Source organism: Calidifontimicrobium sp. SYSU G02091, assembly GCF_022631395.1.
Classification (GTDB): domain Bacteria; phylum Pseudomonadota; class Gammaproteobacteria; order Burkholderiales; family Burkholderiaceae_C; genus Calidifontimicrobium; species Calidifontimicrobium sediminis.
Genome location: NZ_JALBGB010000017.1, coordinates 63,888 through 86,099, shown reverse-complemented (window position 1 = coordinate 86,099; position 22,212 = coordinate 63,888). Strand labels below are relative to the sequence as shown.

Below are 22,212 nucleotides of genomic sequence, written 5' to 3'. Positions count from 1 at the left end.
ACCTGGAGGTCGTCAACACCTACGAGGGCACGCACGACATCCACGCGCTGATCCTCGGGCGCGCGATCACCGGCATCGCGGCGTTCTGACGATGCGGCCTGACGTGCCCGCGCCGCGCCCGCTGGCCGGCGTGCGCGTGCTCGACCTGTCGCGCGTGCTCGCGGGGCCGTGGTGCGGGCAGCTGCTCGCCGACTACGGCGCCGACGTGATCAAGGTCGAACGCCCCGGCGCCGGCGACGACACACGTGCGTGGGGCCCGCCTTGGTGGCAGGCGCCCGACGGCGGGCGCACGTCGAGCTACTACCTCGCGGCCAACCGCGGCAAGCGCTCGGTCGCGGCCGACCTCGCGAGCGCCGACGGCCAGGCGCTCGTGCGCGCGCTCGCCGCCGAGGCCGACGTGCTGATCGAGAACTACAAGGTCGGCCAGCTCGCGAAGTACGGGCTCGACTACGCGACGCTCGCGGACCTGAACCCGCGTCTGGTCTACTGCTCGATCACCGGCTACGGCCAGGACGGGCCGTACGCGCCGCGCGCCGGCTACGACTTCGCGATCCAGGCGCAGGGCGGGCTGATGAGCATCACCGGCGAGCCCGGGCGCGAGCCGCAGAAGGTCGGGGTTGCCGTGGCGGACCTGATGACGGGGCTGTACGCCACCACCGCGATCCTTGCCGCGCTGCACGAGGCCAAGGCCACCGGCCGCGGGTGCCACATCGACGCCGCGCTGCTCGACGTGCAGGTCGCGATGCTCGCGAACCAGGCCAGCGGCTACCTCTGCAGCGGCCGCGTGCCGCAGCGCCAGGGCAACGCGCACCCGAGCATCGTGCCGTACCAGGTGTTCGAAAGCGCCGACGGCCACGTCGTGCTCGCGGTCGGCAACGACGGCCAGTTCGAACGCTTCTGTGCCGTGGCCGGCTGCGCCGAGCTCGCCGCCGATACCCGCTACGCGACCAACACCGAGCGCGTGCGCCACCGCGACGAGCTCGTGCCGCGCCTGCAGCAGGTGATGCGCCGGCACACGACGGCGGCGTGGGTCGAGGCGCTCGAAGCGGCGGCGGTGCCGTGCGCGCCGATCCTCGACGTCGGCCAGGTCTTCGCCGACCCGCACGTCGTCGCACGCGGCATCGCGCGCGCGGCCGACGGCGCGGTGCCACCGGCGGTGCTGAACCCGATGCGCTTCGACGGCCGGCGTGCCGCGGCCGACCGGCCCGCGCCGGCGCTCGACGCCGACGGCGACGCGATCCGCGCCGCGCTCGCGCGCGACGGTCGCTGGCCCGAGTCCGGCGACTGAGACCGCGCGTCGCGTCCGCCGCCGCGTCAGCGCGCCGGGGTCGTCAACGTCGCGATGACGCGACCGGCCAGTGCACGCCCCGAGCGCCACGCGCGCTCGACGCTCGAGGCGCCCGGGTCGGCGCACCACGCGTCGCCGCAGGCGCCGAGCGCGCGCTCGGCGTCCCAGCCGCACGGCGCGGCCACCGGCTGCGGCACCTCGGCGTAGCGCCAGCGGTGCGCGACGGCGTGCACCGGTGCGCCCAGCGCGCGCACCGAGCGGCGGGCGAGGTCGTCGAGCAGGTGACGCACGACCTCGGCCGCGTCGAGTTCCAGGTTGTGCGCGCTCCAGTACGGCGTGGCCGTCAGCACCCAGCGCTGCGTGCCGGACGCGTCGCGCGACGGCTTGCCGTTCTCGTGCCGCACGCAGGCCAGCGGGCCGAGCGGCGCGGTGCTGTCGGGGCGGTGGCACAGCGGGCCGAGCAGCGGGCGCGCGAGCACCGGCGCGCCGGTGGTCCACGCCGCCATCACGGCCCAGCAGGCTTCGCTGTGCACGCTGGCCAGCACCTGCGCCAGCGCCGGCGAGCCTGCCAGCAGTGGCACGGCCTGCTCGGCCGGCGCCGCGACGACGACGGCGTCGAACGCGCCGTCGCCGAGCACGCGGCGCTCGGCGTCGAGCACGTGCCAGCGCCTGCCGTCGCGCCCGATCGCCGCGACGCGCACGCCCTGGCGCACGTCGAGCGTCGCCGCGAGCGCGCGCGGCAGCGCGTTCATCGTCGGCACGCCCATCCACGCGCCGGGCAGCGCCGGGTCGGGCGCGACGACGCCGGCGGCGGCCCAGCGCGCGACTTCGGCGCCGAAGCCCTCGTCGTCGCCGCCTGCGTTGCGCACCGCGAACGACGCGGCGCCGTGGTCGAACGTGCCGACGTCGGTCGCGCGTGTGGCGAGGCGGCCGCCGGGCTGGCGGCCCTTGTCGAACAGCGTCACGGCCAGGCCGGCGTCGCGCAGCCGCGCGCCGCAGGCCAGGCCCGCGATGCCGGCACCGACGACGGCCACGCGCGCGCTCATGACCGCGCGCGCCGCTTGAGCCAGCGCATCAGCGCGCCGATGCCCGGCAGCTTCTCGTACAGCTCCTCGGCCGCGTCCCAGTAGTCGCGGTGCTCGGCGATGCGCCCGTCGGCGGCCAGCTTCAGGTGCGAGCCGCCGTGGATGCACTGCTCGCCCTGCGCGAAGCGCCTCATGCGGAACAGGAAGTCCCAGGTCAGGAAGCACTGGTCGCCGTCGACGACGATGTCGCGCACGACGAAGCGCGGCGCGTCGAGCGTGGCGAACATGTGCGCGAAGATGCGCGCGATCGCATCGACGCCGCGCACGTCGTGGAACGGGTCCTTGAAGCGCGCGCCGTCGGCGTAGAGCTCGTCCAGCCGCGGCAGATCCGACGGCGCGAGCGCCTCGAAGCGTGCCACCAGGCGCGCGACGCGCGCATCGGCGTGACGGCTCACAGCCCGGTGGCGCGGCGGATCGCCGCGAAGTACAGCGCGTCGCTGAGCACGCTCAGCGCCTTGAGCGCGTGCGTGAAGCGCTTCGGGAAGTGGATCTCGAAGCGGCCCTTCTGCCAGCCGGCGACGATCTGGCGCGCGGCCTCGTCGGAGCCGATCAGTGCCGGCATGCGGAACTCGTTCTGCGCCGTCAGCGGCGTGTCGACGAAGCCCGGGTTGATCACCGAGACGCCGACGCCCAGCGGGTGCAGGTCGAGGTACAGCGTCTCGGCGAGGTTGATCAGCGCCGCCTTCGTCGGCCCGTAGGCGAGCGACTTCGGCAGCCCGCGGTAGCCGGCCACGCTCGACACCAGGCTCAGGTGCGCGGGCTGGCCGGCCCCGGCCTGGCGGAGCAGGTGCGGCAGCACGGCATCGAGCAGGTGCAGCGCACCGACGTAGTTGACCTGCTGGTGGCGCAGCGCGTCGTCGAGGTCGAACGCGGTCGCGCGCATCGGCTTGTAGTGGCCGGCGCAGTACACCGCGAGGTCGATGCGCCCGTGCCGTTCGACGATGCGCACGGCGGCCGTGCGCATCGCGTCGCGGTCGGTCGCATCGAGCGCGACGGCGACGCTGCCCGCGTGCTGCGCGGCGAACGCGTCGAGCGCGGCGGCGTTGCGCGCCGAGACGACGACGCGCGCGCCGAGCGCGTGCAGGTGCTCGGCCGTCGCGCGGCCGATGCCCGACGACGCGCCGACGAGCCAGACGACCCGTCCCGTCCAGTCGGTGATCGGCGGGTTCAGCGGCATCGCGGCGTCTCGCAATCGGTCACGTCAGGTGCCGGTCAGCGCTTGCTGAACGCGAGCGTGACTTCGCCCAGCGTGATGCCGAACTTGCTCATCACGGCCTTGTTGAGCATCACGCGCTCGTCGACGAGGTACATCCAGTCGTCGAACTGCACGTGGTAGACCTTGCCGTCGACCGGCAGCGCGAGCGTGTAGCGCCAGTTGAACGCGTTGCCGGCGGCCTGGCCGCTGGCTTCGCCGATCACGTCGTCGGCGGTGCCGGTGTAGCGGCCGTCAGGCCACTTCTTGAGCCGCCAGACGCGGCGCTGCGTCGCGCCGTCGCTGTAGGTGAAGTACTCGTCGAGCACGCCGTCGTCGCCGTTCCAGTGGCACTTCATCAGCACCGTGAAGCGGCGCACGACCTTGCCGCTGCGGTCGGTGAAGATGCCGTGCGCGACGACGTCGCCGTTGAAGTACTCGCGCAGGTCCAGCAGCGGCCGCTCGGCGGCATAGTCGGCCGGCTTCGGGCCGGCACAGCCGGCCAGTGCGAGCGCGGCGGTGCCGGCGGCAGCGCCGAGCCACAGTCGTCGGTTCATTCGCAGGCTCCGTGGGGGTCGCGCATCCAGCGCGTGACGAGCAGCGCCGCGGCGCCGAGCTTGAGCGCGCACGGCAGCGCACAGTACGCCAGTGTCAGCGCCGCGAGCGCCTGCGGCTCGCGGCTGCCCGGCGTGTAGCCGAACCACTGCAGCAGCGGCAGCGCGAGCCCGGCGGCCAGTGCGAGGTTGAGCTTGGTGGCGAAGTTCCACCAGCCGAAGTAGGCGCCCTCGGCCTGACCGCTGCGACCGGCGCGCTGGATCACGCCAGCGAGCAGCGCGCCCGGCAGCGCGAGGTCGGCGCCGAGCGCCAGTCCGCTCGCGATGCACACGACGGTGAACGCCGCGACGTCGCCGGCGCCGAGCAACGCGGCCCACACGAACGCGGCCACCGCGAGCAGCATGCCGGCCAGCCACGCGCGCGCGAGCCCGACGCGGCGCACCGCGCGCACCCACAGCGGCATCGACAGCGCGCCGGCGGCGAAGTAGCTCGCGAGGAACAGCGGCTCGAACGCCGGCGCGTCGAGCCGGTCGCGGATGAAGAACAGCACCAGCGTCGCCGGCACCGCGCTGGCGATCCCGTTGACGAGGAACACGGCGAGCAGGCGGCGGAAGGCCGCATCGGCCAGCGGCAGTGTCATCGACGTTGCCGCGCTGGGCGCGGCAGCGCGCGATACCGCGCGCGGCGCCTGCGCGAGCAGCGCGACGCCGGCTGCGAGTGCGACGGCGAACACGGCGGTGGCCGCGCCCATCCCGGCGAGTGCCGGCAGCACGCTGGCCACCAGCACGCCGACCAGCGCGAAGCCCTCGCGCCACGCGACGACGCGCGCGCGCTGCGCCGCGTCGCCGCCGAGCCGCGCGCCCCAGGCCTGGTGCAGCACCGCGAGCACGCTGTACGCGAGGTAGGTCCACACCAGCGCGGCGGCGCACCAGGCGAGCAGCGCCGCGGTGCCCTCGACCGGCGGGAAGAACAGCGCACGAAAGCCCACCGCCGCCGCGACCGCGGCAGCGACGGCGGCGACGAGGACGCGCGCCGTCGAGTGCGCGAACCAGCGGTCGACGAGGCGGCCGATCCACGGGTCGGTCACCGCGTCGAACAGGCGCGCGCCGAGCAGCACTGCGCCAAGCAGCGCGAGCGGCACGCCGAACACGCTCGCGTAATGGTTCGGCAGCATCACGTACAGCGGCAGCGCGACGAAGGCCAGCGGCAGCCCGAGGCCGCCATAGGCGACGCCGAGGCGCCAGCCGCCGGGCGGCGCCGCCGTCGCTGCGGGCGGCGCGGCCATCGCGGGCGTCGCCATCGTCAGGTGCCCAGCAGCGCGGCGCGCAGCTGCGGCTCCGACGTCTGCGGCGACAGCCAGATGCCGAAGAACAGCCGCGTGAATTCGCCGTCGCGCACTTCGCCGATCGCGCGCCCGTTGGCGAAGAAGCGCGCGGCGGTGCCGGGCAGCTGCACGCCGGTGAGGCGGTCGCCGCGGTCGACGTCGGGCAGGATCGCCGCGAGCTGCGCCCGCCAGCGCTCGGCGCGCGCGTCGTCGAATGCGGCGAGGCGGCGCATCTCGACGATCGAGCGCTCGGCGATCAGCCTGCCGACGAGCCGCCTCGCGTATTCGATCTCGAGGGCCAGCGGCACGCGCGCATAGTCGTCGTCGGCCAGCGGCCGCGGCGCCCACAGCCGCGCCTCGTAGACCTGCAGGCCGAGGAAACGCAGGCGGCCGCTGCCGAGCAGGCGCGCGCCGGGCAGCTCGGCGGCGATTTCGGGCGGCGCGATCGACGCGCGCACCGGCCACGACGCCGCGGCTGCCGCGCCCGTGGTGGCGAGCAGCAGCGCACGCCGCGACACGCCGGCGCCACGCCTCACGGGTGGCCTCCGTCGCGCTGCAGCGTGAACTGCACGACGTCGGTGTTGCCGGTGGCGAACGCCGCCTCGCAGTACGCGAGGTAGAACTCCCACGTGCGCATGAAGCGCGTGTCGAAGCCGAGCTTGCGCACCTGCGGCTCGCGCTGCAGGAACGCGGCGCGCCAGCGCGCGAGCGTCTCGGCGTAGTCGTGGCCGAACGCGAACTCGTCGACGACGCGCAGCCCGGCGCGGGCCGCCTCGGCGCGGAACGCCTGCGCGCTCGGCAGCAGCCCGCCGGGGAAGATGTACTGCTGGATGAAGTCGGTCGAGCGCACGTAGCGCTCGAACAGGTCGTCGCGGATCGTGATGGTCTGGATGCACGCGCGCCCCCCCGGCTTGAGCTTGTCGTGCACGGTGCGGAAGTAGTGCGGCCAGTACTCGCGGCCGACGGCCTCGAACATCTCGATCGAGCAGATCGCGTCGAACGGTGCGTCGGTGACGTCGCGGTAGTCCTGCAGGCGCAGGTCGGCGCGGTCGGCGAGGCCCGCGTCGGCCAGGCGCTTCGTCGCGTGCGCGAGCTGTTCGGTCGACAGCGTCAGCCCGGTGACGTGGGCGCCGAAGTCGCGCGCGGCGATCTCGGCCAGCGCGCCCCAGCCGCAGCCGATCTCGAGCAGTCGCCCGCCCGGCGCGATGCCGCACTGCGCGAGCGCGCGCCGCACCTTGGCGTGCTGCGCATCGGGCAGCGAGCGCGACGTGTCGCCGGCGAACCACGCGCTCGAGTAGTTCATCGTCTCGTCGAGCCACAGCGTGTAGAACGAGTTGCCGATGTCGTAGTGCGCGTGGATGTTCTTGCGGCTGCCGCGGCGCGAGTTGCGGTGCAGCAGGTGCTTGAGCCGGTACGCCAGCGAGCCCCACCACGAGCCGTAGATCAGCTGCTCGGCGGCGTCGCGGTTGGCGATGAAGACCTTCAGCAGCGCGGCGAGGTCGGGCGTCGTCCAGGTGCCGGCGATGTACGACTCGGCGAAGCCGATGTCGCCCGACTTCAGCGCGGCGGCGCACACGTCCCAGGTGCGCAGGCGGATCGCGCCGCGCGGCCCGGCGTCGGCCGGGTTGCCGAAGCGCAGCTGGTGGCCGTCGGGCAGCTGCACGTCGAGCGTCCCGCGCTGCAGGTGCTGCAGCATGCTCAGCACGAGGCGCGCGGCGCGCGGCGCCGATGCGGGCAGGGCAAGCGAGGCGGTGGTGCTCGTGCTCATCGGAGGGCTCGTCGTCGTTCAACGGGTCACGAAGGCCGCCGGCGGCGCCGGCTTGCGGAAGAACGGCACGCGCTTGGCCCACAGCAGCAGCGCCTGCCAGTGGATGCGCGCGATGACGCCCAGCGTCATCAGCGGCGTGCCGACGAAGGCGCGCCGCAGCGCGGTGGCCGTCAGCGGCTCGAGCACGCCGCTGACGCTGGTCTGCAGCAGCGGGCCGTCGGCGTCGTGGTGGTCGATGCGCACGACGGTGCGCGGCGGCCGGCCGCTGCCGGCGAGGTCGGTGCGCATGAAGCGGAAGCGGTAGTCGCCCTCGATGCGGCAGAACGGCGAGACGTGGAACACCTTGCGCGCCGTCAGCTCGCGCCCGAAGCCGACGTGCTCGCCGGCCAGCAGGTAGCAGTGACGTTCGCCGAACGTGTTGTTGACCTCGGCGACGATCGCCGCGAGCGAGCCGTCGCGGCGGTGGCAGTACCAGAAGCTGACCGGCTTGAACACGTAGCCGAGCACGCGCGGATAGCAGTGCAGCCAGACCTCGCCGTCGGCGTCGGCGATGCCTTCGCGCACCAGCAGCTCGTCGAGCCACGCGAGGCAGTCGTTGCGGCCGTCGCCGTGGTCGCGGTCGAAGAACGCGATCGGCGCGAAGCGGTTGCGCGGCAGCGCCGCGTCGGGTTGCGCGCGCAGCGTGCGCAGCGGCAGCAGCAGGAAGTACGTCGGGTATGCGAAGCCGTGGCGCGCCGGGCGCAGCCGCTGGTGGCGCACGACGCCACGGCCGAGCAGCGCGCGCGGCGCGCTCACGCGGCCTCCGGCGCCGGTGCCAGGCCGCTGCGCCACGCGGCGCGCAGACCGTCGACGACGGCCAGCCCCGACATCAGGCCGTCCTCATGGAAGCCGTAGCGCGTCCACGCGCCGCAGAACCAGGTGTGCGCGCGGCCCTGGATCTCGTGCAGGCGCTGCTGCGCGTCGATCGCCGCCTGGTCGAACACCGGGTGCGCGTAGTCGAACTCGGCCAGCACCGCGTCGGCGCGCGGCGCGCGCACCGGGTTCAGCGACACGACGAGCGGCGTGGCGAACGGCAGCGGCTGCAGCTTGTTCATCAGGTAGTGCAGGCACACCTGCGAGCGCTCGCGCGCGTCGTCCGACGCACGCTCGTAGTTCCACGACGCCCATGCGCGCCGGCGCCGCGGCAGCACGGTGGTGTCGGTGTGCAGCACGGCCCGGTTGGGGTGGTAGCGGATCGCGCCGAGCACCTCGCGCTCGGCGTCGGTCGCGTCGGCGAGCAGCGCGAGGCTCTGGTCGGAGTGGCACGCGAGCACGACGTCGTCGAAGCGCTCGCTGCCGTGGTCGGTCGCGACGACGACGCCGTACTCGGCCGAGCCCGGCGGGATGCGGCGCACCGAGCGCACCGGCGTGTTCAGGCGCGCGTCGTCGAGGCGCTCGAGCATCTTGCGCACGTACTGCCGCGCGCCGCCGCGCACCGTGAACCACGGCGGCCGGTCGTCGACCTGCAGCAGACCGTGGTTGTGGCAGAAGCGGATCATCGTCGCGATCGGGAAGCGCAGCATCTGGTCGGTCGGGCACGACCAGATGCAGCCGATCATCGGCAGGAAGTACCAGTCGCGGAACTCGTCGCCGAAGCCCTGCGCGCGCAGGAACTCGCCGATCGGCTGGCGCAGCTCGTCGTCGGCGTTGCGTTGCGCGATCGCCGTCGTGATGCGGTTGAAGCGAAGGATCTCGGCGAGCAGCTTCCAGAAGCGCGGGCGCAGCAGGTTCGAGCGCTGCGCGAACACGCTGTTGAGGTTGCTGCCACTCCATTCGAGCGGCAGATCGGGCACCTGCACCGAGAACGACATGTCCGACGGCGCCAGCGGCACGCCGAGTTCGGCGAACAGCGCGAGCAGCCGCGGGTAGGTGCGCTGGTTCAGGACGATGAAGCCGGTGTCCACGCCGTGCGTGACGCCGTCGAGCGTCACGTCGACCGTGTTCGTGTGACCGCCGAACCAGCGGCCGGCCTCGAACAGCGTGACCCGTGCTTCGCGCGCGAGGTGCCACGCGACGGCCAGGCCCGAGATGCCGGACCCGATGACGGCGACGCGGCGCATCGTTCAGCCCTGCACCAACGCAAGCGGGGCACCGAAGCCGGTGCCCCGCGGGATAAAAGCTGCTGTGGGCCGCCCCGGAGCGAAGGAGGGAGGGAGGAGGGAGGAGGAGAGACGCTCCGAGATTCCAGCCGGCCAAGCCGGCGGGCTGCACAGCAGGGAAACCTTCGACGCCGTCGCCATCGGCGACCCTGACGCACACTGCCTATGAGCGGCGCCGGGCGCGTGAGTTCCCCAGCGCTGATCACGCAACCACACGCGGGGGCAAGCGAAGCGGTGAGTCTGGCTAGACGCGGTGTGAACCATTGAGTCTAGAAATGTACTTAAAGGTCTATTCCTTGGCCAGCAGTCGCTCGATTTCCTTGGTCAGCGCTCGGGATTGCGGATCGACTGCGCTGGCGAAGCTGACCACCTCCTGGCCATCGCGGCTGACGAGGTACTTGTGGAAGTTCCACTGGGGCGCCTGCCCGGTGCGCTGCGCGAGGGCGCGGAACAGCGGGTTGGCCTGTGCGCCGACGACGCTCGACTTGGCGAACATCGGGAAGCGGACACCAAAGGTGTTCTCGCAGAACTCGGCGATCTGGGTGTTGCTGCCCGGCTCCTGCCGGCCGAAGTCGTTCGACGGGAATCCGAGCACGACGAAGCCGCGCGCCGCATACCGCTGCTGCAGCGCCTCGAGGCCCTTGTACTGCCCCGTGAAGCCGCAATAGCTCGCCGTGTTGACGACGAGCACGACCTTGCCCGCGTAACTGCACAGGTCGATCGGCCGCTCGTCCTGCAGACGTGGCATCGTCTGCTGCAGCAGCACCGGGCACGTCGCGTCGCGACCTGCGGCGGTTGCCGACGACATGGCCAGCACCGCCGCGAACGCCACGCCCACCCGCCGGCGCCACGCCGCCGGCCGACGGCAAACTCTTCGATTCATGCCCCTTGTCCTGTGCAAATATTGACGACGAGCCAATATTAGGCCGCGAAGCCGTGAGTTGCCGATGAGCGTCCTGGACAGCAATGCCGCCGACATGGCCGAGGCCACCGTGTCGCGAGGCGGCGGGGTGGCGCGTGCCTCGCGCCCGCTGACGCTGTCGATCGCTGCCGTCGAGCGCGACACCGGCTTGAGTAAGGACACGCTTCGCGCGTGGGAGCGACGCTACGGCTTTCCGGCCCCGCAGCGCGACCGCCACGGCGAGCGCGCCTACCCGCTCGAACAGGTCGAGAAGCTGCGCACGGTCAAGCGCCTGCTCGACGCCGGCCACCGGCCTGGACGCATCGTGTCGCTGCCGAGCGAGGACCTGCAGCGACTGGCGGCCTCGATGCCGGACCAGCGCCCGCCCGTACCCGGCCGCGCGCTGGCAGTGACGCCGTCGGACCTGCAGCCCTACCTCGACCGCCTGCGCGCGCACGACATCGTCGGCTTGCGGCGCGCGCTGGCGCGCGGCCTCGCGCGCGCGGGCCTCGGGCGCTTCGTCGACGAAGTCGTGGCGCCGCTGGCCGCCGTCGCCGGCGAGGCGTGGGTTCGCGGCGAGCTGGAGGTCTACCAGGAGCATGCGCTGACCGAGTCGCTGCAGTCGGTTCTGCGCCATGCGCTGGCGGCGTGGCCCGAGCCGGACGCCGGCGCGCGGCCGCGCGTGCTGCTGACCACCTTCCCCGGCGAGCCGCACGGGCTCGGGCTGCTGATGGCCGAGGCGACGCTGGCCGTCGAAGGGGCGGCGTGCGTGTCGCTGGGCGTGCAGACGCCGCTGTGGGACATCGTGCTCGCCGCCGAGGCCTACCGCGCCGACGTCGTCGCGATCGGCTTCACGGCCAGCGTCAACCCGAACCACATCCTCGACGGGCTGGCCGAACTGCGTGCGAAGCTGCCGGCAACGACGGCGCTGTGGGCCGGCGGGGTCCTGCCGCTGCTGCAGCGCCACGCCGTCGAAGGCGTCGACGCGATGCCCACGCTCGACGCGCTCGTGGCAGCGGTGCACGCCTGGCGCGCGGCCCGCCGCTGAGCGCACAGCCCCTGGACGCACTCGCCCGCAGGGGCCGCCTACAATCCCGCCGCCAATCGCAGGACCGCCATGCTCTACCCTGAACTGTTCAAGCAACTCGAAGCCGTGCGCTGGAACATGGACACCGACATTCCATGGGACCGGTTCGACGCCGCGCGGCTGAGCGATGAGCAGGCGCAGACGGTGAAGATGAATGCGATCACCGAGTGGGCGGCGCTGCCGGCCACCGAGATGTTCCTGCGCGACAACCGCGACGACAGCGACTTCTCGGCGTTCATGAGCGTGTGGTTCTTCGAGGAGCAGAAGCACTCGCTGGTGCTGATGGAGTACCTGCGCCGCTTCCGCCCCGATCTGGTGCCCACCGAGGACGAGCTGCACGCGGTGCGCTTCGAGTTCGACCCCGCGCCGCCGCTCGAGACGCTGATGCTGCACTTCTGCGGCGAGGTGCGGCTGAACCACTGGTACCGGCGTGCCGCGGAGTGGCACACCGAGCCGGTCATCAAGGCCATCTACGAGACGCTGGCGCGCGACGAGGCGCGCCACGGCGGCGCGTACCTGCGCTACATGAAGCGCGCGCTGGCGCGCTTCGGCGACGAGGCGCGCGCCGCGTTCGCGAAGGTCGGCGTGCTGATGGCCAGCGCGCGCCGCACCGCGCAGGCGCTGCACCCGACGAACCTGCACGTCAACGAGAAGCTGTTCCCGCGCGACACGGTGCAAAGCCGCCTGCCCGACCCGCAGTGGCTCGAGCGCTGGCTCGACCGCCAGATCCAGTTCGACGCCGCGTGGGAAGGCAAGGTCGTCGAGCGCATCCTGCACAACCTCGGCCTGCTGATGGAGCGCAGCTTCGCCAGCGTGCAGGAGCTCAACCGGTTCCGCAAGGAAATCAGCGCGCGCCTGGCGGCCGCGCCGGCGCTGCAGCCGGTCTGAGACGGCCCAGCCCGCGTCAGGCCTTCTTGCTCGCGGCCAGCGCGTCGAGGTCGGCCTTGCGGTCGGCATCGACCTTCTGCGCGCTCGGGCGCTGCGCGATCATCTTGCCGTAGCCCTTCCAGTCGATGCCGTGCTCGGCCAGCAGGTCGGTGCCGAGCACGCTGCGCGTGGCCAGCGCCACCAGCGGCAGGTTCACGTAGGCGGCGCAGTCGGCCATCGTGAACGTGTCGCCGGCGACGTACGGTGCGAACTTCGCCAGCCGCTTGAACGCCGGGATGTTCTTCGCCAGCTGCTTGCGCACGCGCTCCTGCGTCGCCTCGCTGACCGTGCCGCCGAAGAAGGCCTGCGCGTAGAGCTCGCGCGCGACCAGCTCGAGGTGCAAGTTCGTGAAGATCATCAGCTCGCGCACCTTGGCTGCCGCGAACGGGTCGGCCGGCAGCAGCGCCGGCGTCGGGTGCGCGGCCTCGAGGTACTCGAGGATCGCCTGGCTCTCGCACAGCGGCCCGTGCGGCGTGCGGATGAACGGGATCTTGCCCAGCGGCGACGCCGACAGCACCGCTTCGTCGGTGCGGCCGGTCATCACGCGCTCCTCGGTGAAGGGTACGCCCTTCTCGAGCAGCGCGAGCTTGACCTTGTTGTAGTAGTTCGACAGCGGGAAGCCGCACAGCGTGATCATCGCCAGTCTCCTCGGGTGGGGGTGGGTAGCGAGTCTATGCGGCCGCGCGCGGGCGCGCCGGCCGGCTGACGACGGCAATGCCCGCCGACACCGCCACCAGCGCGACGACGAGCCGCACCGTCACCGGCTCGCCGAGCAGCAGCGCGCCGGCGAGCAGCCCGAACACCGGCGTCAGCAGCACGAACGACGCGATCAGCGTCGCCGGGTAGTGGCGGATCAGCCAGAACCACAGCAGGTAGCTCGCGAACGTGACGACGACGGTCTGGAACGCGAGCAGCGCCCACGCGAGTGCGCTCGTCTGCGCCGGCCACGATTCGCCCACCGCGACGCCGCCGGCGGTCAGCAGCAGGCCCGAGACGGCCAGCTGGTACAGCAGCGTCTTCTCGGGCAGCGCGCTGGTCAGCGCCGAGCCGCGGATCACGAGCGTCGTCGCGCCCCAGAACAGCGCCGCCAGCACGCCCAAACCGTCGCCGATCCACTGCCGGTCGCTGACCGCCTTGGCGCCGAAGCCGTCGGCGAACGCGAACGCGACACCGGCGAAGGCGGCCACCAGCCCGCCGAGCTGCAGCGCCGACAGCCGCTCGGCGCGCGCGATGAATGGCATGCCCAGCGCGACGACAAAGGGTGACAGGTACAGGAACACCGCCATGCGGCCGGCCGTCGTGAACTGCAGCCCGACGAAGATGCACGCGAACTCGGCGGCGAACAGCGCGCCGGCCAGCCAGCCCGCGCGCGCCGTCGGCGGTGCGCCGGGCGCGTCGCGCAGCGGCAGCCGGCGCGATGCCGCCCACAGGAACACCAGCGATGCGCCCCCCAGCGAGCGAGCGCCCGCCTGCAGCAGCGGCGGAATCTCGACCAGCGCAACCTTCGCCGCGACCTGGTTCAGCCCCCACAGCACGCAGCACAGCACCAGCGACGCGACGGCGATGGCGTCGAGGCCCGTCTTGCGATCGGTCATCGCGTCGATGCTAGCCGGCCGCGTCGTGGCCGCGCCGCCCAGGCGCCGAGCAGCGCGCCCACTGCAGCACCGCTCGCGTGCGCCAGCGGCGCGACCGCGAAGTCCCACGGCGGCACGGTGGGCAAGGCGCCGCGCCACGGCGCCTCGAGCACGACCTTGAGCGCCAGGGCGCCGAGCACGGCCGCACCGATGGCGCACCGCGCGCCGCGCTCGCGCACCAGCAACCGCACGGCGACGATCGCGACGCCGGCGTGCAGCACCCCGGACAGGCCGCCGTAGTGCGCGAGCTGCGGCTGCGCGAGCAGCGCCAGGTGCGTCACCGGCCACGCCGCGGCCCACGCGAGCGCGCTGCGCGCGGGCACCCGCGCGACCCAGCCCCAAGCGACGACGGCGGCGACCCCGACGACGTTGACGGCCAGGTGCCGCGCGCTCCAGTGCACGAACGCGGCGCTCCACCAGCGCCACGGCTCGCGCCACGCCAGCGCGGGCTGCCAGTCGAGCGCCGCCGCTGGCAGCGCCGTCGCGACGAGCGCGCCAGCGAGCAGTGCGATCCCGAGTGCGGCCCACGCGAGGCCGCGGTCGCCGTTCAGCCGAATACCGCGTGCCACAGCGCGAGGATTGCGTCGCGCTCGCGGCTCAGCAGCGCCGGGTCGACCTGGGTCGGCTGCTCGTCGAGCCGCGCGCGGTGCTGCGCGCGGCGCAGTTCGCGGTACGCGTCGGCGGCGGCCTGGCCGACGCCCGGCGGCAGCAGCGCCGCGGCCTCGGCGCGCTGCAGCAGCGCGATGTTGCCGACGTTGTCGAGCAGCGCCGGGTGCCGCGCGGCGTGCGCGAGCACGAGGTACTGCACCGCGAACTCGGCGTCGATCATGCCGCCTTCGCTGTGCTTGACGTCGAACAGCCCCGGCTTGACCGGGTGCGCGGCGCGCACCTTGTCGCGCATCGCGTGGATCTCGTCGCGCAGCGCGGCCGCATCGCGCTCGGCGGCCAGCACGTGGCGGCGCACTGCCTCGAAGCGCGGCGCGAGGTCGCGCGCGCCGGCGCACCAGCGCGCGCGCGTGAGCGCCTGGTGCTCCCAGGTCCACGCGGTGTTGCTGCCGCGCCCCTCCTGGTAGGCCTCGAACGACCGCATCGACGTCACGAGCAGGCCCGAGTTGCCGTTGGGCCGCAGCGCCGTGTCGATCTCGAACAGCTCGCCGGCGGCGGTGCGCAGCGTTAGCCACGTGATCAGCTTGCGCACGAAGGCGCCGTAGACCTCGGGTGCGCGCTCGTCGTCGTCGTCGTAGAGGAACACGAGGTCCAGATCGCTGCCGTAGCCGAGCTCCTTGCCACCGAGCTTGCCGTAGGCGATCACCGCGAGCCGCGGGTCGTCGCGGTGGCGCTGCTTCAGCCGCGGCCAGGCCCAGTCGATCGTGCAGGCGAGGGTGGCGTCGGCCAGCGCCGACAGGTCGTCGGCGACCTGCTCGACCGTGATCTGGCCTTCGACGTCGCGCACCAGCGTGCGGAACACCTCGGCGTGATGCGCGCGGCGCAGCGTGTCGAGCAGCGATTCCTCCGACGCCTCGCCCGAGCGCTGCCACGCCGCGTGGCGCTCTTCGAGATCGCGCCGGTAGCTCGCGGCGTCGAAACGACCGCCGAGCAGCCGCGTGTCGGCGAGCTCGTCGATCACGCCGGGGTGGCGCAGCAGATAGCGCATCGGCCAGCGCGCCAGTCCGAGCAGGCGCAGCAGGCGGCCGAGCACCTCGGGACGCTCGACGAGCAGCGCGAGGTAGCTCTCGCGGCGCAGCAGCGGCTCGACCCAGTCGACGAAGCGCAGCGCGGCCTCTTCGGTCGCGTCGCCGGCGGCGACCGCCGCGGCCACGCGCTGCACCAGATGGCCCAGGCGCAGCTTGCTGTCGTCGCGCAGCGCCTGCACGCGCGGCTGGCGCGCCCACGCGCGCACGCGCTCGGCCATCGCGGCGGGCAGCTTCTCGAGCAGGCGCTCGCTGTCGATCGCCAGCGGGCCGGATCCGCAGTGGCGGCAGCCGCCACGCCCGTTGCCGCTCGCCGGCGCGCGTCCGTCGTGCAGCAGCGCGTCGAACTCGGTGGCGACGAACTCGCGCGTCGCACACAGCCGGTCGAGCAGCTCGCAGGCGTCGGCGTGACACGCCAGGCCCAGCGAGCGCGCGATCCAGCCGAGGTCACCGTCGGCGGTGGGCAGCAGGTGCGTCTGCTGGTCGTCGAGGTACTGGATGCGGTGCTCGATGCGGCGCAGGAACACGTAGGCCTCGGCCAGCCGCGCCGCGGTGTCGGCGCTCATCAGCCCGCGCGCGACGAGGCGGTCGAGCCCGCGCAGCGTCGAGCGCGTGCGGATCTCGGGAAACTGGCCGCCGCGCACGACGAGCAGCAGCTGCACGATGAACTCGATCTCGCGGATGCCGCCGCGCGAGAGCTTGACGTCGTTGGCGCGCTCGGGGCGGCCGGCGGCGCGGCGCTGCGCCTCGTCGCGGATCTTCGCGTGCAGCTGGCGCAGCCCCTCGAACACGCCGTAGTCGAGGTAGCGCCGGTAGACGAAGGGCTGCACGAGCGCGCGCAACGCCAGCGCACGCCCGCTCGTGACGGCCGCGCGCGGCGCGACGACGCGGCTCTTTAGCCACGCGAAGCGCTCCCACTCGCGGCCCTGCACGAGGAAGTACTCCTCGAGCATCCCGAGGCTGACCACCGGCGGCCCGGACAGGCCGTTGGGCCGCAGCGCGAGGTCGACGCGGAACACGAAGCCGTCGTCGGTCGTGTCGCCGATCAGCGCGTACAGCCGCTTGGCGACCTTCGAGAAGTACTCGTGTGCGCTGACCGGCACCGCGCCGTCGGTGTGGCCGTCGTCGTCGTAGACGTAGACGAGGTCGATGTCGGACGACACGTTGAGCTCGCGCGCGCCGAGCTTGCCCATGCCGACGATCCACATCTCGATCGGCGCGCCGGCGTCGCTGCGCGGTGCGCCGTGGCGCACCTGCTCGTCGGCGTGCGCCTGCGCGAGCGCGCGCTCGAGCGTGACCTCGGCCAGCGCCGTCATCGCGCCGGTCACGTCGTCGAGCGCGACGCCCTGCTCGACGTCGAGCACCGCCAGGCGCTCGAGCACGAGCTGGCGCGCGACGCGCATCGCCGCGCCCAGGTCGCGTCCGCGGGCACACAGCGTGTCGATCAGGGCGCCGATCGTGGCGGCGTCGGGCACGCCGGCGGCCAGCAGCGGCAGTTCGTCGGCGTAGCGGCGGCGCACGCGCTGCACGAAGCGGCTGTGCGCGGCCGACGCCGTGCCCGCCGGCGGCGACGGCGGGGCGGGCAGCGGGGGTGACGTCATCGGCGGGGAGGCGGTGTGCTAGATTGCCCGCCGCCAGGCGGGCGGCGTGGCGCGCGCGCGCAAGCACGGCGCAGCGCCGAGCACAGTCTTGCGCGGCTGGCGAGTCGACATGTCGTTGCCTGCCTCCCGTCTCGATTCCGACCCCGCGCCGCCACCCTCGCGCACCTCTTGGGCACGTGTGGCCGCGCGCATCGCGTTCGGGGTCGTGTTTGGCGCGTGGAGCTTATTGCTCATCGCTTGGATCACGCTGTACTGGGGGATTTTGCCCAATGCGCGCGCGTGGCTGCCGCAGCTCGAGGTGCAGGCCAGCCGTGCGCTCGGCGCCGCCGTGCGCATCGGCGACATCCGCGTGGAGTCCGGCGCGTGGGTGCCCACCGTCGAGCTGACCGACGTCGTGCTGCTCGACCGCGACCAGCGCGAGGTGCTGCGGCTGCCGCGCGTGACGGCGGTGCCGGCGGTGCGTTCGCTGCTGGCGCTCGAGCCGCAGTTCCAGCAGCTGCTGGTCGACGGCGCGCAGCTCGAACTGCGGCGCGACGCGCTCGGGCGCATCCGCGTTGCCGGTTTCGAGCTCGGCGCGCAGGCGTCGACGCCCGTCGACAGCGCGGCGCTCGAGTGGCTGCTGCACCAGCGCGAGGTCGTCGTGCGCGCCGGGCGGCTGCGCTGGGTCGACGAGCAGCGCGCAGCGCCGCCGCTGGAGCTCGACGCGGTGGACGTCGTCGTGCGCAATGTGGGCCGCCGCCACGAGGCACGCCTCGACGCGACGCCGCCGCCGGCCTGGGGCGAGCGCTTTTCGCTGCGCGCGCGGCTGGCCGCGCCGCTGCTGGGCCCGGGCGACGACTGGCGGCGCTTCGGCGGCGAGATCTACGTCGACCTGCCGCGCATCGACGGCGCCGAACTGCGCCGCCACGTCGAGCTGCCGTTCGAGTGGAGCGAGGGGCGCGGTGCGCTGCGTGCGTGGCTGCAGCTCGAGCGCGGCCGGCTCGCCGGTGCGACGGCCGACGTCGCCCTCGAGTCGGTGTCGCTGCGCCTGGCGCCGACGCTGGCGCCGCTGCAGCTGCAGCAGGCGCGCGGGCGTCTGTCGGCGCAGCGCGACGCGCGCAGCTGGACGCTGGCCGCGCGCGACTTCGCGTTCACCGACGGCGATGGCGGCGCGTGGCCGGCGGGCCAGCTGCGCGTCGTGCTGCAGCAGCGCGACGACCCGAGTGGCCCGCAGCCGGTGACGGGCGGCGAGTTCCACGCCGACCGCCTCGACCTCGCGCTGATGGCGGCCGTCGCCGAGCGGCTGCCGCTCGGCGAGGCGCTGCGCCAGCTGCTCGACGAGTTGCAGCCGCAGGGCATCGTCGAGCCGCTCGAGGTGCGCTGGGACGGCCCGCTCGATGCGCCGCACCAGTACCGCGTGAAGGCCGTCGTGCGCGACCTCGCGGTGGCGGCGCAGCCCGCGCCGGCCGCCGACGGCGCGGCGGTCGTCGGGCGTCCGGGCTGGCGCGGGGCACGCATCGACCTCGAGGCGACCGAGCGCAGCGGCCGCGCGCAGCTGAGCGTGGCCGACGGCGCGCTCGTGTTGCCGGGCGTCTTCGAGCGTCCCGAGGTGCCGCTGGCGCACTTCGACGCGCGGCTCGAGTGGCAGGTCCAGGCCCAGGCCGTTGGCGCGCCGCCGCGCATCGCGCTGCAGGTGCGCGACGCGCGCTTCGCGAACGCCGACGCGCGCGGGCGCTTCGAGGCGCAGTGGCACACCGGCGACGGCGACGGTTTCGGCCGCGGCGCGCGCCTGCCCGGGCGGCTCGAGCTCAGCGGCAGCATCGACGAGGGGCGCGCGGCGGCCGTCGCGCGCTACCTGCCGCTCGGTCTGCCGGCATCGGCGCGCGGCTACGTCGAGCGCGCGATCCGCGGCGGGCGGCTGACGCAGGCGCGCTTCGAGGTGCGCGGCGACCTCTGGGACTTCCCCTATGCCGACGGCGCCGACGGCGAGTTCCGCATCGCCGGACGCGTCGAGGGGGTCGACTTCGCGTACGTGCCCGACGAGCCCGGGTGGACGTCGCCGTGGCCGGCGTTTCGCGACGTCGCCGGCGAGCTCGAGTTCCGCCGCGCGACGATGACGGTGCGCGACGCGAGCGCGCGCTTCTATGGCGTCGCGATGCGTGGCGTGCAGGCGACGATCGCCGACCTCGCGCACACGCCGGTGCTGCAGCTCGACGGCACCGCGCGCGGCCCGGCGGCCGACCTGCTGCGCTACCTGCACGCGTCGCCGGTGGGCGCCTGGCTCGGCGACGCGCTGGCCGAAGCCACCATCGATGGCGTCGGCGAGCTGCAGCTGGGCCTTCGCGTGCCGCTCGACGACACCGCGCACAGCGCGGTGCGCGGCACGCTCGCGCTGGCCGGCAACGACGTGCGACTCGCGCCGTCGCTGCCCGTGCTGGCCGCCGCGCGCGGGCGCGTCGACTTCACGCACGAGGGCTTCGCGGTGCGCGGGGCGAGCGCGCGCGCACTGGGCGGGGACGTCACGATCGACGCCGGGCTGGGCCGCGACGGCGTGCTGCGCGTGGCCGCGCGCGGCACCGCGCGCGCCGAGGGGTTGCGTGCAGCGACCGAGATCCCGGCGCTGGCGCGCGTGGCGGCATGGCTCGACGGCGAGGCGCCCTACCGGCTGCAGATCGAGTCGCGCGCCGGACAGGCGCCGGCGATCGAGGTCACGAGCGACCTCGTCGGCCTGGCCGTGCGGCTGCCGGCGCCGCTGGGCAAGGCCGCCAACGAGGCCTTGCCGCTGCGCTACGCGACGTCGCCGCTGGCGCGCGCGGCGTCCGGGCGTGACATCGACGAACTGACGCTGACGCTCGGCGAGCGCGTGCAGGCGCGCTTCGAACGCGAGGGCGACGGCGCGCAGCGGCGCGTGCGGCGCGGCGGCATCGGCGTCAACGAGCCGGCGCCGTGGCCGGCCGATGGCGTCGCCGCGGTGGCGACGCTGCGCGAACTCGACACGGCCGCGTGGCAGGGTGTGCTCGACCGCGCGGGCGGCGGCGACGCGGCGGGGGTGGCGATGGCCGGCGGCTACGCGCCGACGCAGGTCGGCCTGCGCATCGACCGCCTGCGCATGGAGGGGCGTGAACTGACCGGTGTCGTCGCCGGCGCGTCGCTGGCGTCCGGCGGCGTGTGGCGCATCACGGCCGCGGCCGACCGGCTGGCCGGCTACGCGGAGTGGCGCGCGAGCACGCCGTCGGCACCGGGCGGGCTGCGCGCGCGGCTGACGCACCTGGACGTGCCGGCCACGGATGCGGCCCACGACGAGTCGCTGCTCAACCGCGCGCCGCAGCGCGTGCCGTCGCTCGACGTCGTCGTCGAGCGCTTCGTGCTCGACGGCAAGGCCCTCGGCCGTCTCGAGGTCGACGCGACCAACGTGCCGCTCGCCGACGGCAGCGGCGCGCACGAGTGGCGGCTCGGCAGGCTGCGGCTGGCCAACGACGCCGCGGTCCTGACGGCCACCGGCCGCTGGCGCCCTGCGGCCGGACGCGACCCCGCGCGCATGACGGCCGACTTCGGGCTCGAGCTGGCCGATGCGGGCGCACTGCTCGACCGCCTCGGCTGGCCCGGCACGCTGCGCGGCGGCAAGGGGCGGCTGACCGGCGAGGTCTCGTGGCAGGGCTCGCCGCTGGCGCTGCACACGCCGTCGCTCGACGGCCGGCTGCGGCTGGCGCTGGGCAGCGGGCGCTTCCTGAGGGCCGACCCCGGCGCGGCGCGGCTGCTGTCGGTGCTCAGCCTGCAGTCGCTGCCGCGGCGGCTCGCGCTCGACTTCCGCGACGTGTTCCAGGACGGCTTCGCGTTCGAGGACGCGTCGGGCGACGTGACGATCGCCGACGGCGTCGCACGCAGCAACAACCTGCGCCTGCGCGGGCTGCAGGCGGCGGTGCTGATGGAGGGGCAGGCCGACCTGTGGCAGGAGACGCAGGACCTGCGCGTGATCGTCGTGCCCGAGATCAACGCCGGCACGGCGTCGCTGGTCTACTCGATCATCAACCCTGCCGTCGGGCTCGGCAGCTTCGTCGCGCAGCTGTTCCTGCGCCAGCCGCTGATGCAGGCGAGCACGCGAGAATTCCACGTCACCGGCAGCTGGAGCGACCCGAAGGTCGAGCGCGTCGTGCGCACGGCTGACGCCGCGCCGGCCACGCCGGCGCAGTGACGCCCGCACACCCCGCGAAGGACCCGACGATGAAGATCGCCGCGCTGCAGATGGTCTCGACGCCGAGCGTCGAGCGCAACCTGGCCGCCGCCGCCGGCCTGATCGCCGACGCCGCCCGCCAGGGGGCGGTGCTCGTCGCGCTGCCCGAGTACTTCTGCCTGATGGGCGCCGAGACCGACAAGCTGGCCTTCGCCGAGCCCGACGACGGCAGCGGCCGCGGTGGCCCGATCCAGGCGTTCCTGTCGGACCAGGCGCGCGCACACCGGCTGTGGATCATCGGCGGCACGCTGCCGATCCGCGAGCCGGGCCACGAGCGCGTGCGCAACGCCTGCTGCGTCTACGCGCCCGACGGCACGCGCGCGGCGCGCTACGACAAGCTGCATTTGTTCGCGTTCGACAACGGCCGCGAGAGCTACGACGAGGCCCGCGTGCTCGAGCCGGGCGCCGAGCCGGTCACGGTCGTGGCCGCCGGGCTGCGCACCGGGCTGAGCGTGTGCTACGACCTGCGCTTTCCCGAGCTGTACCGCGCGATGACGTTCGGCGACACGGCGCCGCTCGACCTCATCAGCGTGCCGGCGGCGTTCACGTACACGACGGGGCGCGCGCACTGGGAGCTGCTGCTGCGCGCGCGCGCGGTCGAGAACCAGTGCCACGTGATCGCCGCCGCGCAGGGCGGCACGCACGAGAACGGCCGCCGCACCTGGGGCCACAGCATGATCGTCGACCCGTGGGGCGAGGTGCTCGCGGTGCGTGCCGAAGGCGAGGGCGTCGTGATCGCCGACATCGACGCCGAGCGCCAGCGGCAGGTGCGCCTGCAGCTGCCAGCGCTCGCGCACCGGCGGCTGTAGCA

19 protein-coding genes are annotated in these 22,212 nt (G+C 73.9%); 5 read left to right on the top strand and 14 right to left on the bottom strand.

The annotated features are described in order from the left end of the window. Positions 1-91 precede the first annotated feature (91 nt). Entirely contained in the window at positions 92-1,288 is a 1,197-nt protein-coding gene (locus MOJ79_RS11845; protein ID WP_241924338.1) for a CaiB/BaiF CoA transferase family protein, read from the top strand. A gap of 26 nt (positions 1,289-1,314) precedes the next feature. On the opposite strand, the gene MOJ79_RS11840 is transcribed toward MOJ79_RS11845, so the two are convergent. The 10 genes from MOJ79_RS11840 to MOJ79_RS11795 all read right to left on the bottom strand — a co-directional run bounded on the left by MOJ79_RS11840 (position 1,315) and on the right by MOJ79_RS11795 (position 10,158). Continuing rightward, complete coding sequence (locus MOJ79_RS11840; RefSeq protein WP_241924337.1) at positions 1,315-2,334, bottom strand: NAD(P)/FAD-dependent oxidoreductase; 1,020 nt, start codon at positions 2,332-2,334, stop codon at positions 1,315-1,317. Beyond that, positions 2,331-2,768, bottom strand: coding sequence for a nuclear transport factor 2 family protein (locus MOJ79_RS11835; RefSeq protein WP_241924336.1), 438 nt, complete (start codon positions 2,766-2,768; stop codon positions 2,331-2,333). The genes MOJ79_RS11840 and MOJ79_RS11835 overlap by 4 nt, the downstream gene beginning before the upstream one ends. After that, positions 2,765-3,550: an SDR family NAD(P)-dependent oxidoreductase gene (locus MOJ79_RS11830; RefSeq protein ID WP_241924335.1), complete on the bottom strand. Its 786-nt coding sequence runs from the start codon at positions 3,548-3,550 to the stop codon at positions 2,765-2,767. Before MOJ79_RS11830 ends, MOJ79_RS11835 begins: the two co-directional genes overlap by 4 nt. Before the next feature lie 35 nt (positions 3,551-3,585). After that, positions 3,586-4,122: a DUF3833 domain-containing protein gene (locus MOJ79_RS11825; protein ID WP_241924334.1), complete on the bottom strand. Its 537-nt coding sequence runs from the start codon at positions 4,120-4,122 to the stop codon at positions 3,586-3,588. After that, positions 4,119-5,420: an MFS transporter gene (locus MOJ79_RS11820; protein ID WP_442863119.1), complete on the bottom strand. Its 1,302-nt coding sequence runs from the start codon at positions 5,418-5,420 to the stop codon at positions 4,119-4,121. The genes MOJ79_RS11825 and MOJ79_RS11820 overlap by 4 nt, the downstream gene beginning before the upstream one ends. A 2-nt stretch (positions 5,421-5,422) precedes the next feature. After that, the gene (locus tag MOJ79_RS11815) at positions 5,423-5,980 is read right to left on the bottom strand and encodes a chalcone isomerase family protein (protein ID WP_241924333.1); all 558 of its coding nucleotides are present in this window, start codon (positions 5,978-5,980) and stop codon (positions 5,423-5,425) included. Beyond that, positions 5,977-7,212, bottom strand: a complete 1,236-nt coding sequence (locus tag MOJ79_RS11810; protein ID WP_241924332.1) for an SAM-dependent methyltransferase — start codon at positions 7,210-7,212, stop codon at positions 5,977-5,979. The genes MOJ79_RS11815 and MOJ79_RS11810 overlap by 4 nt, the downstream gene beginning before the upstream one ends. Positions 7,213-7,230: 18 nt before the next feature. Then, positions 7,231-8,007 (bottom strand): DUF1365 domain-containing protein, encoded by a 777-nt coding sequence (locus MOJ79_RS11805; RefSeq protein ID WP_241924331.1) that lies wholly within the window; start codon positions 8,005-8,007, stop codon positions 7,231-7,233. Then, on the bottom strand, positions 8,004-9,311 hold the full coding sequence (locus MOJ79_RS11800; RefSeq protein WP_241924330.1) for an NAD(P)/FAD-dependent oxidoreductase: 1,308 nt from the start codon (positions 9,309-9,311) through the stop codon (positions 8,004-8,006). The genes MOJ79_RS11805 and MOJ79_RS11800 overlap by 4 nt, the downstream gene beginning before the upstream one ends. Before the next feature lie 328 nt (positions 9,312-9,639). Next, positions 9,640-10,158, bottom strand: a complete 519-nt coding sequence (locus tag MOJ79_RS11795) for a glutathione peroxidase (protein WP_272885380.1) — start codon at positions 10,156-10,158, stop codon at positions 9,640-9,642. A 139-nt stretch (positions 10,159-10,297) separates the two neighbouring features. Here MOJ79_RS11795 and MOJ79_RS11790 point away from each other — a divergent pair, with 139 nt between their 5' ends. Continuing rightward, positions 10,298-11,299, top strand: coding sequence for a MerR family transcriptional regulator (locus MOJ79_RS11790; protein WP_241924329.1), 1,002 nt, complete (start codon positions 10,298-10,300; stop codon positions 11,297-11,299). A gap of 69 nt (positions 11,300-11,368) precedes the next feature. Further along, complete coding sequence (locus tag MOJ79_RS11785; protein ID WP_119290118.1) at positions 11,369-12,226, top strand: ferritin-like domain-containing protein; 858 nt, start codon at positions 11,369-11,371, stop codon at positions 12,224-12,226. Between the two features lie 16 nt (positions 12,227-12,242). Here the strand turns inward: MOJ79_RS11785 and MOJ79_RS11780 are convergent, their stop codons facing one another. Genes MOJ79_RS11780 through glnE form a run of 4 tightly spaced genes read right to left on the bottom strand, consistent with a single transcriptional unit; the run spans position 12,243 to position 17,191 of the window. After that, positions 12,243-12,902, bottom strand: a complete 660-nt coding sequence (locus MOJ79_RS11780; RefSeq protein WP_241924328.1) for a glutathione S-transferase family protein — start codon at positions 12,900-12,902, stop codon at positions 12,243-12,245. A 34-nt stretch (positions 12,903-12,936) separates the two neighbouring features. Then, positions 12,937-13,860 carry a DMT family transporter gene (locus tag MOJ79_RS11775; protein WP_241924327.1) on the bottom strand — a complete coding sequence of 308 codons (924 nt, stop codon included), beginning with the start codon at positions 13,858-13,860 and terminating at the stop codon, positions 12,937-12,939. Then, the gene (rrtA, locus tag MOJ79_RS11770) at positions 13,857-14,468 is read right to left on the bottom strand and encodes a rhombosortase (protein ID WP_241924326.1); all 612 of its coding nucleotides are present in this window, start codon (positions 14,466-14,468) and stop codon (positions 13,857-13,859) included. Before rrtA ends, MOJ79_RS11775 begins: the two co-directional genes overlap by 4 nt. Next, a complete protein-coding gene (gene glnE / locus MOJ79_RS11765) occupies positions 14,447-17,191 on the bottom strand; it encodes a bifunctional [glutamate--ammonia ligase]-adenylyl-L-tyrosine phosphorylase/[glutamate--ammonia-ligase] adenylyltransferase (protein ID WP_241924325.1) in 2,745 nt (914 codons plus the stop codon). The genes rrtA and glnE overlap by 22 nt, the downstream gene beginning before the upstream one ends. A 109-nt stretch (positions 17,192-17,300) precedes the next feature. Between glnE and MOJ79_RS11760 the strand changes: the two genes are divergently transcribed. Beyond that, the gene (locus MOJ79_RS11760; protein WP_272885379.1) at positions 17,301-21,362 is read left to right on the top strand and encodes a YhdP family protein; all 4,062 of its coding nucleotides are present in this window, start codon (positions 17,301-17,303) and stop codon (positions 21,360-21,362) included. Further along, positions 21,359-22,210, top strand: coding sequence for a carbon-nitrogen hydrolase family protein (locus tag MOJ79_RS11755; RefSeq protein WP_442863118.1), 852 nt, complete (start codon positions 21,359-21,361; stop codon positions 22,208-22,210). The genes MOJ79_RS11760 and MOJ79_RS11755 overlap by 4 nt, the downstream gene beginning before the upstream one ends. Positions 22,211-22,212 lie beyond the last annotated feature (2 nt).

Bases quoted from the DNA above. Each gene is read 5' to 3' on its own strand.
- glnE (WP_241924325.1), bottom strand. From the start codon at position 17,191: ATGACGTCACCCCCGCTGCCCGCCCCGCCGTCGCCGCCGGCGGGCACG.
- MOJ79_RS11795 (WP_272885380.1), bottom strand. From the start codon at position 10,158: ATGTCGTCGGCAACCGCCGCAGGTCGCGACGCGACGTGCCCGGTGCTG.
- MOJ79_RS11830 (WP_241924335.1), bottom strand. From the start codon at position 3,550: ATGCCGCTGAACCCGCCGATCACCGACTGGACGGGACGGGTCGTCTGG.
- MOJ79_RS11790 (WP_241924329.1), top strand. From the start codon at position 10,298: ATGAGCGTCCTGGACAGCAATGCCGCCGACATGGCCGAGGCCACCGTG.
- MOJ79_RS11775 (WP_241924327.1), bottom strand. From the start codon at position 13,860: ATGACCGATCGCAAGACGGGCCTCGACGCCATCGCCGTCGCGTCGCTG.
- MOJ79_RS11760 (WP_272885379.1), top strand. From the start codon at position 17,301: ATGTCGTTGCCTGCCTCCCGTCTCGATTCCGACCCCGCGCCGCCACCC.
- MOJ79_RS11810 (WP_241924332.1), bottom strand. From the start codon at position 7,212: ATGAGCACGAGCACCACCGCCTCGCTTGCCCTGCCCGCATCGGCGCCG.
- MOJ79_RS11800 (WP_241924330.1), bottom strand. From the start codon at position 9,311: ATGCGCCGCGTCGCCGTCATCGGGTCCGGCATCTCGGGCCTGGCCGTC.
- MOJ79_RS11820 (WP_442863119.1), bottom strand. From the start codon at position 5,420: ATGGCGACGCCCGCGATGGCCGCGCCGCCCGCAGCGACGGCGGCGCCG.
- MOJ79_RS11780 (WP_241924328.1), bottom strand. From the start codon at position 12,902: ATGATCACGCTGTGCGGCTTCCCGCTGTCGAACTACTACAACAAGGTC.
- MOJ79_RS11785 (WP_119290118.1), top strand. From the start codon at position 11,369: ATGCTCTACCCTGAACTGTTCAAGCAACTCGAAGCCGTGCGCTGGAAC.
- MOJ79_RS11825 (WP_241924334.1), bottom strand. From the start codon at position 4,122: ATGAACCGACGACTGTGGCTCGGCGCTGCCGCCGGCACCGCCGCGCTC.
- MOJ79_RS11840 (WP_241924337.1), bottom strand. From the start codon at position 2,334: ATGAGCGCGCGCGTGGCCGTCGTCGGTGCCGGCATCGCGGGCCTGGCC.
- MOJ79_RS11845 (WP_241924338.1), top strand. From the start codon at position 92: ATGCGGCCTGACGTGCCCGCGCCGCGCCCGCTGGCCGGCGTGCGCGTG.